This is a genomic window from Methanosphaerula subterraneus (assembly GCF_052055875.1).
Lineage (GTDB): Archaea > Halobacteriota > Methanomicrobia > Methanomicrobiales > Methanospirillaceae > Methanosphaerula > Methanosphaerula subterraneus.
Genome location: NZ_CP170508.1, coordinates 55,801 through 68,210, shown reverse-complemented (window position 1 = coordinate 68,210; position 12,410 = coordinate 55,801). Strand labels below are relative to the sequence as shown.

Genomic DNA, 12,410 nt, shown 5'->3' with positions numbered 1-12,410 from the left:
GCAGGTTCACAGGTAAAAAAAATTCCAAACCTGTGAAGTGAAAGATGCTGTCTCACAGGACCGGCATCGCTTTCAAAGAGGGGAATCCTCTCAGGGGCGTCTCTTTTAAGATATTGTCAGGAACGCATCTGCTGCAGTCCTGCCCGGAACTCTTCGACATATTCTTTCATCGAGAGGGATCCTTCAGGGAACGGACAGTCGATGTCGTACATTCTGGTGATCATCGGGTTTGACGGGAGGAGCAGGTCGAGCTCGATACCGGTCTCTTCCACGGCCTGGACCATGGCCTCGCGGAAGATGCCGATGCAGTAGGCGATCCTCCGGGTGTACGTATGCTCGGTCTTCTTCAGGTAGCCGGCGATCCTTCGCGTCTCAATCCTCAGAAAGTCCTCCTTGACCTTCGGGTCAGTGACCTTGCCGAGCATATAGTGATAGTGGGCATAGGGGTACATCAGTTCGAGCTCGGCCGGCACGGTCCCGCAGGTGCCGAAGATCACCACATGGTAGTCGTCCGGGTCGAGGGTGGTGCCGATCACCTTATGAAAGAGCCGGTGGCTCGGGCTCGTGCTGTAGGGCTTCTTCACGGCACAGGGGATGAAGATCCCGATCGGCTTCGGAGCGACCTGGTACTGATCGATGATGAACCGGTACGCCTCCTCAAAGACCGGGAGGTAGAAGGGCGGGGCGGTCAGATGATCGTCCTCGCTGAAACGGGCAGGGGTCTGCAGTCGCATCCAGTACACATGGGATGACGGTCCTGATGTCACCTCTGTTCTGGGACCGGAGAGAGACGGGTCGGCAGTACCAATTTTAAATAGGCGCTGTACAAATACTCACGAACGCCCATGAACTGCGCAGGATCATTTCTCGCAATCTCTGGGATCAGGATGACACATATGAGTGAAGAGAACGGACGTTTCGAGGGAGGACGATGGGTTGTGGGAGCACCGGAAGAGGAGAAGACCGCCGGGGCCCAGGCCGCTGACGAACCTTCCGCAGACGCAGAGACTGGGACCACGCAGGAGATCCCGGTTCAGGACGGACCGAATACCGAACAGGGCGAACCGGATCCGGCCGTCATCGAGCAGAAGCTCGGTGAAGCCTCGGCATCGGTCGCAAAGGCGATCAACGATGTGATCGGGCTGGCACACGGGGTCATCACCACCGACGAGGGACACCGGTATGTCGAGAAGACGGTGAAGGATGCCGGCACCACCCTTCAGAACGGGATCAACGATGTCTTTGCACGGGTGCAGGAGACACTGAAGAGAAGGCAGCAGAACAGTGCGAAGCCGGAAAGTGCGAAGCCTGATAGTGATAAACCCGAGAGCGATAAACCGGAGTGACGCCGGCTTCACAAATACCTTTTTTTCGGGCCATCTGAATCAGGGTTCCCGGACCGCCTCCCTGATCATGGAGAGCACCGTTTCCGGTCCGATCCGTTCCATCATCGAGCGGAGCCGTTCGCCGGGTTCTGCGTTTTTCCGGAAGACGGCGAGGACGGCATCGATCAGCGCCGGGCACCGGGAGAGGGGGACGATCGATCCGAGGGGAAGACCGGCCAGCACCCGGCGGCCGGCGGTACCCCCGACGAAGAGGGTGACGCCTTCGGCCTGCACCAGGACGGCACCGGCGGTGCAGCGTTCCAGGCAGGCGCCGCAGTTCAGGCAGCGGTCCTGCCGGTACCGGAGGGTGCCGTCCTCGTCGAGCCGGAGCGCCCCGGCCCTGCAGGCGACGACGCAGGCCCCGCAGCCGGTGCAGTCCGAGGCAACGAACAGGGGCACCCGCTGCCCCATGATCCCGATGTCGTTGAACTGGACCTTTGTACAGTTGTTCGGACAGCCGGCGATCCCGATCTTGAACTTTGCCGGCAGCGGCTCTCCGTAGTACGCCCGGTCCAGTTCCCGGCAGGTCTCCTGGGTGTCGTAGAGGCCGTGCGGACAGACCGTCCCCTTGCAGGCGACGATCGCCCGGACATTTTTGCCGGTGGACCCGGGAGGGAGGCCGGCTTCGGCCAGGGCAGCGAAGACCGCCGGCACATCGGAGACCTTCACCCAGGGGATCTCCAGGTTGAGCCGGACGGTCAGCGAGAGGTATCCTCTCCCGTACCGGGTCGCCAGCTCGCTGAGCAGGGCGAGCTGCGGGGCGGTACAGTTCCCTGCAACAGCCTTCACCCGGACGGTAACATATCCCTTCTCCTTCTGCCGGAGAAGACCGGATCCCTTTGAAACGGACTGTACTTCTTGCCGGCCGTCATCTGCACACATGTGTTTATCCTGAGCGGCAGCGGGAAAAATAGATTGCTATCCTCCCCATTAGAGCCCGGGATTCCCCATCTCTCCTTTCCCGTCACTACCAACCAACAAGGATTTAATCTCAATATTCTCACGTGTGGTATCATGGATGTAACACTTATCTCAAGAATGTTTGAGGAATTGCCCCGGCAGGGTCCCGGATCAGATGAATGTACTGCGTATGCATCTTCACAGATTCCCATACTTCCCAGAGGGGGGAAGATCCTCGATATCGGGTGTGGATCAGGGATGCAGACGCTCGCCCTTGCGAGGCTCTATCCCGATTGTACGATCACGGCATCAGATCTCCATCAGCCGTTTCTCGATGATCTTGTCCACCGGGCGAAGAAGGAAGGACTGGATGGTAGAATTATTCCTTATCGAGCATCGATGGACAACCTCCCCTTCGACAGGGCCTCGTTCGATATCATCTGGGCGGAAGGTTCTGCATTTATCATGGGATTATCCAACGCTCTCAGGTACTGGAAGCAATTTTTGAAACCTGAAGGATACCTGGTCGTATCTGATACCACCTGGTTCACCGATTCGCCATCTGAGGAATGCAGGGAATTTCTGGATCCCATGTGCCCTGATTTGAAATCGGTACCCGGCACTGAAGAACTGATCCGGAATGCCGGCTATGCTGTCATCAGCTCGTTCCGGCTTCCGGATGCCGGCTGGTGGGATCATTTTTACACTCCCTTGTCCGCAAGGATTCCCCTGTTGAAAGCGAAGTATGCGGAGAACAGCGATGCACAGATGATCATCCAGGGATTGGAGATGGAGATGGAGATGCACCGGAAGTATTCGAATGAATACGGGTACACCTTCTTTGTTCTCAAAAACCGGTGCACCGATTGAGGGAGAGGGACGAGCGGGAGGGATGAGCGATCCTGAGTGCCGGGATTATTCGATGGGCCATGCCGGCAGGGGGTCTGGGAGAACCCACCGACCATTCCATCTCACCGTGATATCATATTCTCTTTTGGATCGATGAGGCCGGCGGTCTCAGGCTCGATCCATGGAGATCATGGACCCGGCACAACCACCCCCCATCTCGAAAAAGGGATCGTTGTTATACCGCTGAATATTTTTCAACGGTTGTCCGGAGCCGGGGTGCATGCGTAAATAGATCGTCAGGTGAATCAAGGGGAATACGCTCTTCGGTTCCTTCCGCACTGTCAAATAGTCCAATTTTCTTCTTTTGTGTATTGTAATAGAGGCGGCATATCGGTTTGCGATTATTATTTTCATAGAGGATCGCACAGTAACTCTTGGCATCCCTGAGCGTAATCTTCGAAGGGTCGACAGATTCCCGTACAATTGCCTTGATTATGTAATATGATTCCATCTCTTCAGTGGTTGTTTTGATATCCTGCTCCTCTTTGGTATCATCAGGAATCGGTTCAACTGTAACTGGAACAGGTTCTGGGGCCATCGCCGACTTCAACCGGTCGTTTATCCGCTCATTGATGAATTGGGTAAAGGCCGTTTTTACGATGGGTGTAAATTTTTCCATCGCAGATGGCATCAATGGACGGCCGTAAACAGGCTTGGCAAAGAACTTAACAAACTCTGGTGTTGGTGAAGTTGATTGATCGAGAAGAATTTGCTTAATTTCTCGGGTATATTTTAATTCTGACGCGACATTATCGATATTTTCGAGATTGAATCCTACCTTTGTGAATTTTTTCAATTCCTGTAACGAAGATTCCTTGGGTTCGAGAAGATTGATTTCAAGGAATGGACGTTCATCCATTGTGTTTGGCTTGTCAAGGTCTGTGAAGAACTTATAGACCACTCCGTTGGTCAAAATTCCAATTCTGGCAGAAGTGACGGTAAAATATCGATACAATTGGGATGCATGGGCCGAAGAGAGATCAAAATAGACTGGTTTAACCTCAAACAACAGTGTTGGTTCACCATCTTTGTAGATGCAATAATCAACCTTCTCGCCCTTCTTGATGCCGACATCAGCAATGAATTCGGGGCATACTTCGGTCGGATCGAAGACATTGTACCCAAGCATCTGAATGAACGGCATCACCAGAGCCGTCTTGGTCGCCTCCTCAGTCTTGATATTCTCAGATATTGCAGGAATCTTCTTCGAAAAGGCGCAAATCTCGTCCTTAAAATCCATGAAACGTCACGGTTGAGAATCTGAAGTAAAAGACGTTATATTTTTCCATTACTATTAAGAAGGATTGGACCCGGTGAAACCCTCCCCTTATACTCTGATATCCCCCATTTTTTCCATCAAGCTGGGTCCACATCTGTCAATGTCGACAACTTCTGTGAGTTTCAACAGAGCCCTTTTTCTGACGTTGTTGAAATGCTTCACCTCTGACGACGATCACGACCGATCGAACCGCCTTCGTGGGACATGTACCAGGATTATAGTAAAAAAATCAAATAACAACCTTTTTCAGTCAGTTCGTGCTACATAATTTCGCAATAGTATTACTAACGGAGGTTAAAATTATGCATGTTCCTGACGCATTCATACCAATAAACCAGGGCGTAGTCTACTGGATCATCGCCCTGGTCTTCGTCGCCCTGGCGCTCCGCTGGGCGAAGAACGAACTGACAGAGGAGAAGATCCCACTGGTCGCCGTGCTGGCCGCCGGCATCTTTGCGATCCAGGCCTTCAACCTCCCGGTCACGATGGGGACGAGCGGACACCTGCTCGGCGGGGCGCTTGCAGCGATCCTTCTCGGCTCGCCCTTCGCCGCAGTCTTCATCCTCTCGATGGTGCTGATCATCCAGGGGGTGCTCTTCGGCGACGGCGGGATCACCACGATGGGTGCGAACATCATCAACATGGGTGTGATCGGCGGGTTCGTCGGGTTCTACTCATTCCACGGGCTGCTGGGAGTTACAAAGAATATGAGCATCTCTGCATTTGTCGCAGCCTGGCTCGCCTGCTTCATTCCGTCGCTTGCCTGTGCACTCGAGATGTTCATCGCCGGCACATTCCCCCTGGTGCCCGGGATGGTTGCGATGGGTACCTACCATGCAGCCATCGGCCTTATCGAGGGTGTGATCACCGTCGTCGGCCTCAACCTGATCCTGAACGCCCGTCCTGACATCGTTGAACTACCACGGGGGGTGCCGATCCATGGATAACCGGACCTTTCTGGTCGCAGGGATCATCGCGGCACTGCTGATAGCGGTGGTCGCGGTCTTCTTCGCCTCGAGCGATCCCGACGGGCTGGAGAGCACGGCCCTGATCATCCAGGGGGACAAGAGCCTGACCGGCGATACCCCACCGACTGCCGAGGTGAATGAGGATATCCCCGGCAGATTCGTCTATGAGGCACCGATGAAGGACTACGCACTCGGTGATGCCATGGGGTCGACCGGCGGAGTCATTGCGATGGTGGTGGGTGTCCTGATCTCCCTCGGGATCGTTCTTGGGGCGACAAAGGCACTCGTCCTCTCACGTCCACATCGATAGGAGGATAATTCAATTTTTAAGTCTACCACTGCACCTGAATGAATCCAGAACTCTCTACTACCAGGTTAAGGAGATCGGGGTCAGAAATGACCGTCTCCACAACTTCACAACGGTGATCAATCGGTCGTGATTGTCATCAGAGGTGAGCATTTCACCAGCGCCATTTTTCATCATCTCACTGGCGACATCCACCGGCCTCTCTGCAATCCGATTCCATGCATCCTGACGCTCTCCTTCAATTCAGAAGAATGGAACCCGGGAAGAAACGTTGTGATCATCCCGTTCAAAGAATCGGCCATCACTCAGAAATCACTGACTGAGAAAATCAGGAAACGCCGGCAGTCATGAGAACGGCACACAGGAGTACTAACAAAAAAAAACTCAGAAAGCCGGCGTCGAGAAAAAAAAGATTGCTGCCCTCCTCAGTTCAGAGGGAAAAGGGATCAGAGATCCCGGTTGTTGCCGCCACGCCGGCGTCCGGGCTTGCGCGGGCGGGTTTATTTTTCAAAATGCCATTATTTGAGGGGTTAATTTCGGTTATTACCCTTATTTGCCGCTCTAATGACTGGCGCACCTTTGATATCTTCTCGTTCAAGGATTCTTGAGTAATAACCGATTCTTTTTTGTCTAGTGGCAAGACGATAAAAGCGCCATCAAGGTCCACAATGCCGGCATGTTTCCCGATTAAATTATTGCGCGTGTTCTTCGGGAACCTCAAAATAGTGTATTTGAAACCTTTTTTTGGTTCTTCTTTTTTGAATTGGATAACATCAACCTTCATGGAATGGGATTGTAGTAAGATAAGAAGAAGATAACGACTGCCAATAAAACTGATATCAAATCCCTGATGGCAGGGGAGAATAAAGGGGATGTCATTTTTTCAGGCTGCCATTATTGCGAACCTCAAAGTAAAATGATCTAAATCTTATCATTTTGGAATGCAATAAAAAACATGACAATTCCCAAAAATATCACCTCTGATTCTATTCTCCAGGCCATTGCTTTCATTGATAAGAATGGAGTTCCTGAAAGGCGTCAATCGGTGGATTATGACCTTATATTTAAACAAAAGAGGTATCCACCAAAGTTTGTAATCAGCAAAGCCAACTTTTTTGCCAATGGCTTTGACCTTGAATCTTCAGAATTCTCAGGTGGTGAAGAAACCAATAATTTTTTACTCAATCTTGGTTTTGAGATTGAATCTCATAACCTGATTGAATCGTATTCTTGGACAATCCTAAACAATCAAGTTGCGATTAAAAAACTTGATAAAAGCGCCTTTTATCATAATGGGACAGGTATCCCGGTTGATATTCGTTCTTTTTTTAATATCGATGAATTAACAAAAGGAGAATCTAAATCATCAATCCTGATTTTCAACGGTAAAAGGTATCAAGGTGTTTTTAGGTCAAAGAGGGATTCTGCTCCTAATGCTAGAACACAGTTACATTGGCATTCAGATTTTGCATCCGTGTTACAAAGTGAACTCCCAAAATGGTATGATCTATTCAGGAACGATTCTGCTGAAATTGATAATGTTCCAGAACTGCGCTTTTCCCGAACGGAAAAGGATAATGAGTATCTAATTTCGATTCTGGATTTCGAAAACCTTGCAAATGATATTGAGAATGAGCAATTTGAGAATCTCGAATTTTCACCACAAAAGGAAGGAAAAATCCAATATTATAATGGAAAACGATATGAGAGAAACCTGAATAACCGAAAGATGGCGATAGAAACTCATGGGTTAAGGTGTGCTGTTTGTGGGTTCGATTTCTTCCAGGTGTACGGAGAAAAAGGAAAAGGGTTCATTGAAGTTCACCATATTAAACCACTTAGCACTTTTCAAAACGAGGATGTAGTAAACCCAAAAACTGATTTACTTCCAGTCTGTTCAAATTGTCATCGGATGATACACCGAAATCCACAACAGATTCTTAGTATCGATGAGTTGAGGCAATTGGTAATCACGAATAGAAACCCAATTCCAGATAAAGAGCATAGGGAATAGATGAATAATTCTTTCCTCGATGGACAGACAGACCATCCCATCAGACGAATGTGAAGATAGTTTATTTCGATTTTAATGGACCATCACATAAACCAGTATCAACCTTTGAACTATGCGTAATAAAACAAGTTTAGAGGCAATGCAAAACGCTTGATATTGGAAAGAAAGCCAGATTCATCGGAATCTTGAGATACACCCCCTTCTAACAAGCGGGCTTTGTGGCTCAGAAAAATTCAGAACAAAATGAAAGGTGGTATAGTTGGTATCGTAAAATTATTTCGTTTCACTTATTCTTTTCATAAGTGTAGAATATTTTAGACCCATCTTCTTAGCAATTTCTGTATATTTCATGAATTTTTGATCGTGAAGGTATGCGACACGCTTCATGTCAATATCTACCCAAGGCCGGCCCAAAGATTTTCCTTGCCGCTTGGCGTTTTCTAAGCCTAAAATAGTTCGTTCGCGGAGATTTTCTCTTTCTCTCATTGCGCACCAGGACATCACAGAGGTAATCAGAGAACGGATTGATGGTTCACATTGTATCCATGTTTCGGTGGGCGAAAGAGAACGCAGGCAAACGCCCATATTATCCAAATCACGTAAAACATTAAGAGTATCCGTCAAATCACGCGAGATCCGCGATAATTCAAAGGTGTAAATGTGAGTAATACCGCCGGCCTTAATGGTCTCCATCATCGCCTGAAATCCAGGTCTCTGATGGGGAGGCACTACGCCACTAATACCAACATCTTGAAAAATATTTTCTGATGGTATGCCAGCCTCAAGGAGCCTGTGAGTTTGATTCTCAATCTTTTCTGAGGACAAAGAGGTCCGAGCATATCCAACAATTGTGCAATTCATATTAAACCACCTTTAATAGTAATACTAGTGTTACATGATATAAAAACATTTGCAATTTTTGGCCTGAAATATTCCTATCATCAAACGTTCGATTAATAGAAAAAAATTGATAAGTAGTATAGTTAGAATGCTCTTCAAAAATCGCTTGAATACTATATATACCTCAATTTAGAGATATTCAGTTACATATATAATAGTATATGACATATAATGATATGAGTTGGTAACTCATGATAGAATTACAAAATTCAGACTGCTTGACAACCGATGAGGTAGCCAAGATAACGAATCGCTCAAAGAACACAGTTTATCGGTGGACCAGAAATGGCCTGCTTAAGTCTTTCAAGACAAAACTAAGGACGGTTTACATCAAAAAAGAAGATTTTGAAAAATTTCTGATTGAGTATCAGATTCCTGTCAACTGATTCATTTTTTCGGAGTTGATTTAAATGATATTTTCAAATCTTTCAATTTATTCGAATTATCCCTCTAATGTTAATATTCTTGATGAGAGAAATCCAGGGGCAGGGAAGACAACAGATGCTCTCCAGTTTTCAAAAGAAAAAATCGCAGCAGAGGAATGTGTCATCTTCATCATGAGTGATTATGCTAATCTTTCGCGTGTAGAATTAAGGCTAGATAACATTCAATCGTTGATCTTCAAAGGGAAGACACAAAAGGATACATGTGCACGTTGGGAAGTGTATAAATCATTATACAGATACATCCGCCCTCCCCACGAATGCGATGAATGTAATTCGCTTTCTTCCTGCAATTACCAAAACCAGTTTAAAAGGGTAAATGAACTGAAGAAATCCGGAAAAGGATTTGTAATATTCACGGTAAAAGAGAACCTGTTATCAGTATTATCTTTAGTATCAGGCCTTAATCCGACGATAATTATTGATGATGTTCCCCTATCAACGGTCGTATTTCCGAGTCAACCATTTCCCAAAAATTCCCTCAGGAGGGCTTCAAAATTCGTACAGCAAAAACTGTTTTTTGTATTGGATAGTGTGATTAACCTATTAATGGAGGAAAAATACGAAGATGCAATTCAATTTGTTAAAGAGCATCCTGAAGAATACAAAGCAGAACTTAAGGAAATAAAAAATTTAGCGTATTTGGATTATTTAGATATCTCCAAAAGAAAAAAGATACCAAACCTGATTTTCCTTGAATCTCTAATTAATTGTATTGGAATATACGATTTGGATCGCTATAATCAAGAATCCTTTAAGATAGTTTCATCTTTTGTGGCTAAATTACAGAAGTACAGAATTTTGTATTTAAACGCAACACCAGATGAAAAAGACCGTCAAACTATGCTTAAGTTGGGAAAATTTGAGACGATTGAAGGGAAAGCCGACGACAATTCCCATTATTTAATTCTCCAGGTCACTGATTCAAAATATACGAAACAGACCCTTCAAGAATCACAAAGAATCATCATGGAAACAAATCAAATTTGTGATATTATTCAGGATTCTGTTAGACTTATCAATAATGAAATTGTTTTTATGACGCATGAAAATGTCTACAATACCCGAATTGATGGTAAAACGATTTCTCATTTAAATCTAGTTAAGCACGTCTTCGTGAAATTTTATGGTTCGGATAGCAAAGCAACCAACGATTTCCGTTCCCATCAAATATGTATTATCGCTGGAACCCCATACTATCCACCTGAATATTTCTTGTGTCCATCCCTTAGTGATATCAATGATTTATCAGATCCAGATGCAGCCTATCCGGTATCAAGAGAAATTTCTGAAGACGCTGCAAGAGGTTTACTCATTCAAATGATCGGGAGAATCTGTAGAGAGAATGAGGAAAACCCCGATTGCCTGAAAGTGGTTATCGTTTTCAGCAGATTACATCTTAGTGATACCAAATTCTTACCTGAAATTGGAGCAAGAATTGAGCGATATAAACTTTCAAGTAATAACCCAGAAGACGCTTTTGGACATCAGGCCTTCTATTCCAGAGTTAAGGAAATTGTAAGTCAAGCATTTGAGGAATCAATAATTGCTAAAGCATGTGAGATAATCGATCAGAGAGTCTCCCAATATCCTTCTGAGGATATCACACTCAATGGAATTAGTGAGGAACTCACTTCTGCTTGTGGAGGCCTCCTTTCGAGAAATAAGATTGGAAAACATCTAGAAAAAATCTATAAAATTGAACAAAGGATAAATTCGAGGAATCATAGGTCATCAATTTGTATTGTCGGAAAAATCTGAGGCATATTTGAGGCGGGGGCGTCAATTGTGATATAATATACTCCCCAATTACGAATTTAAGAGAAATAATTAGTTTTTGAAGAATATCACTCTATAATATATATAGGACAAAATATCTTGAAAACGTTCAAATGTGCTCTAAATTCAATTTTTGAGTTTAAATATCCTTGAATTGACACCCCCGCCAAGGAAATCGCTTCTTTTCGTTATGAGATTCTAGAAGAATCAATTCTTTACCCTTGATGGGGTCTTGATATTCCACCAACCAATGGGGCACCCATCAAGGTTATCGTTGCTATCAATAATTCCCTGATGGGACAAACGTAAAAGGTCATTTTCTATCGTTTCTTTAGGGATTATCCCGCTGAAATTCTCATATAGATTTTGTTTTATTTATCAACAATATTTAGTTTATTAAGTTGATTTACTGAATTAAGTATAAATACTTATCCACCATTCAGGTAAGTGGTGATAAGTATTAAAGATGAATTATATTATTCAATAAATGAAGTAGCAGAATTGTTTGCAGTAACAAAATTTTGCGTTTGGAAGTGGATTCGGGAAGGGAAAATTTCAACTATCCGTTATTCATTTAGGAAACAATTTGTAGCGCGATCAGAAATTGAACGGTTTACCAAACAGTATAAACTGGATGTAGATTTAGAAAAGGTGGTATTATGATTGAAGATAAAGAGATTTTAATTGAAAAGAATGAGGAATTAGAGGATTTCGAAACCTATTTGGATTCCTTTGCCGGTAATAAGATTCCTGAAGCCTGTTATTGTAAGGAAGGACGGAAATGTGAAGGCCAGCCATTCTCTAATTTTTGGTGTATGAGAATCTGTCCAATAAGATCGAACGATATGGAAGAATTACAATGCGATCCCAGGTGCAAGTATTGTCAGGTTCAACCTTCAGGTTATTTCTGTTCCAAAATAAACGATAGAGTTTGTTTTGAACCATCGGTTGAAAAAAAAGATATCGTTGATGGGAAGGTTGTTAATATGCCCAAATGCCCCTACTAATCCATTTTTTGAAGATTCAAAAACTTCAACCTCTGATGGTCAAAAGTATCAAGGTTGGCAATGACACCATCAAGGGTATTCAATTATTCGATCTCTCACTTTTTGCCATCGATACTTTTATTTCAGCCATTTTATATTTTTATCATCAATTAAAAATATACAGATAAAAAACCAATATTCCACTCAATATGACGATTATTTCACCAATAAGAGCATTAACAAAGGAATCAGCAAATAAATTGATGGTTCAACTTGTTAATGAATGTATTGCCCCGCTCGAAGAACCATATGATAGCAAATATGATAGGGCAAAGGTAACCAGAATTAGGCAGGCCATCAAGGTCTTGGAGTTGTATGTTACTCATACCGAATACCAAGAAGTCCTATCCCGAACTCGGGAAATCGAACGGTTGATAACTTCCATAGATACCGTAACGCATGATATAAAGGAAGAGATATGGGCAGAAAGACAAGCAAACGAGGCCGCTGATAATGCCTAGAACGAGAGCAGACGATTTG

At 45.2% G+C, this 12,410-nt stretch carries 15 protein-coding genes; 10 read left to right on the top strand and 5 right to left on the bottom strand.

The window, feature by feature from the left end; translation table 11 throughout:
* Window positions 1–116: 116 nt before the first annotated feature.
* A complete protein-coding gene (locus ACFKSJ_RS00360; protein ID WP_440950300.1) occupies window positions 117–734 on the bottom strand; it encodes a DUF5591 domain-containing protein in 618 nt (205 codons plus the stop codon).
* A 162-nt stretch (window positions 735–896) separates the two neighbouring features.
* Between ACFKSJ_RS00360 and ACFKSJ_RS00355 the strand changes: the two genes are divergently transcribed.
* The gene (locus ACFKSJ_RS00355; RefSeq protein ID WP_440950299.1) at window positions 897–1,346 is read left to right on the top strand and encodes a hypothetical protein; all 450 of its coding nucleotides are present in this window, start codon (window positions 897–899) and stop codon (window positions 1,344–1,346) included.
* A 39-nt stretch (window positions 1,347–1,385) separates the two neighbouring features.
* Here the strand turns inward: ACFKSJ_RS00355 and ACFKSJ_RS00350 are convergent, their stop codons facing one another.
* Window positions 1,386–2,267 carry a 4Fe-4S dicluster domain-containing protein gene (locus ACFKSJ_RS00350; protein ID WP_440950298.1) on the bottom strand — a complete coding sequence of 294 codons (882 nt, stop codon included), beginning with the start codon at window positions 2,265–2,267 and terminating at the stop codon, window positions 1,386–1,388.
* On the opposite strand from ACFKSJ_RS00350, the gene ACFKSJ_RS00345 reads away from it, so the two are divergent.
* Window positions 2,268–3,155, top strand: a complete 888-nt coding sequence (locus tag ACFKSJ_RS00345; RefSeq protein WP_440950297.1) for a class I SAM-dependent methyltransferase — start codon at window positions 2,268–2,270, stop codon at window positions 3,153–3,155.
* A 214-nt stretch (window positions 3,156–3,369) separates the two neighbouring features.
* On the opposite strand, the gene ACFKSJ_RS00340 is transcribed toward ACFKSJ_RS00345, so the two are convergent.
* Window positions 3,370–4,434: a type I restriction endonuclease gene (locus tag ACFKSJ_RS00340; protein ID WP_440950296.1), complete on the bottom strand. Its 1,065-nt coding sequence runs from the start codon at window positions 4,432–4,434 to the stop codon at window positions 3,370–3,372.
* 341 nt (window positions 4,435–4,775) lie between these two features.
* Between ACFKSJ_RS00340 and cbiM the strand changes: the two genes are divergently transcribed.
* Together cbiM and ACFKSJ_RS00330 are read left to right on the top strand one after the other, a co-directional pair.
* On the top strand, window positions 4,776–5,420 hold the full coding sequence (gene cbiM, locus ACFKSJ_RS00335) for a cobalt transporter CbiM (RefSeq protein WP_440950295.1): 645 nt from the start codon (window positions 4,776–4,778) through the stop codon (window positions 5,418–5,420).
* Window positions 5,413–5,751: a PDGLE domain-containing protein gene (locus ACFKSJ_RS00330; RefSeq protein WP_440950294.1), complete on the top strand. Its 339-nt coding sequence runs from the start codon at window positions 5,413–5,415 to the stop codon at window positions 5,749–5,751. The genes cbiM and ACFKSJ_RS00330 overlap by 8 nt, the downstream gene beginning before the upstream one ends.
* A gap of 427 nt (window positions 5,752–6,178) precedes the next feature.
* Here ACFKSJ_RS00330 and ACFKSJ_RS00325 read toward each other — a convergent pair whose 3' ends face one another.
* The gene (locus tag ACFKSJ_RS00325; protein WP_440950293.1) at window positions 6,179–6,532 is read right to left on the bottom strand and encodes a hypothetical protein; all 354 of its coding nucleotides are present in this window, start codon (window positions 6,530–6,532) and stop codon (window positions 6,179–6,181) included.
* A 171-nt stretch (window positions 6,533–6,703) separates the two neighbouring features.
* Here ACFKSJ_RS00325 and ACFKSJ_RS00320 point away from each other — a divergent pair, with 171 nt between their 5' ends.
* Complete coding sequence (locus tag ACFKSJ_RS00320) at window positions 6,704–7,762, top strand: HNH endonuclease (RefSeq protein WP_440950292.1); 1,059 nt, start codon at window positions 6,704–6,706, stop codon at window positions 7,760–7,762.
* 273 nt (window positions 7,763–8,035) lie between these two features.
* On the opposite strand, the gene ACFKSJ_RS00315 is transcribed toward ACFKSJ_RS00320, so the two are convergent.
* Window positions 8,036–8,623 carry a recombinase family protein gene (locus tag ACFKSJ_RS00315; protein ID WP_440950291.1) on the bottom strand — a complete coding sequence of 196 codons (588 nt, stop codon included), beginning with the start codon at window positions 8,621–8,623 and terminating at the stop codon, window positions 8,036–8,038.
* Between the two features lie 230 nt (window positions 8,624–8,853).
* Between ACFKSJ_RS00315 and ACFKSJ_RS00310 the strand changes: the two genes are divergently transcribed.
* From ACFKSJ_RS00310 to ACFKSJ_RS00290, 5 genes are all read left to right on the top strand, one after another.
* Window positions 8,854–9,048 (top strand): helix-turn-helix domain-containing protein, encoded by a 195-nt coding sequence (locus ACFKSJ_RS00310; RefSeq protein ID WP_440950290.1) that lies wholly within the window; start codon window positions 8,854–8,856, stop codon window positions 9,046–9,048.
* 24 nt (window positions 9,049–9,072) lie between these two features.
* Window positions 9,073–10,866, top strand: a complete 1,794-nt coding sequence (locus tag ACFKSJ_RS00305; RefSeq protein ID WP_440950289.1) for a hypothetical protein — start codon at window positions 9,073–9,075, stop codon at window positions 10,864–10,866.
* A 468-nt stretch (window positions 10,867–11,334) separates the two neighbouring features.
* Window positions 11,335–11,547: a helix-turn-helix domain-containing protein gene (locus ACFKSJ_RS00300; protein WP_440950288.1), complete on the top strand. Its 213-nt coding sequence runs from the start codon at window positions 11,335–11,337 to the stop codon at window positions 11,545–11,547.
* Entirely contained in the window at window positions 11,544–11,891 is a 348-nt protein-coding gene (locus ACFKSJ_RS00295) for a hypothetical protein (protein ID WP_440950287.1), read from the top strand. The genes ACFKSJ_RS00300 and ACFKSJ_RS00295 overlap by 4 nt, the downstream gene beginning before the upstream one ends.
* Before the next feature lie 188 nt (window positions 11,892–12,079).
* Window positions 12,080–12,391, top strand: coding sequence for a hypothetical protein (locus tag ACFKSJ_RS00290; RefSeq protein WP_440950286.1), 312 nt, complete (start codon window positions 12,080–12,082; stop codon window positions 12,389–12,391).
* Window positions 12,392–12,410 lie beyond the last annotated feature (19 nt).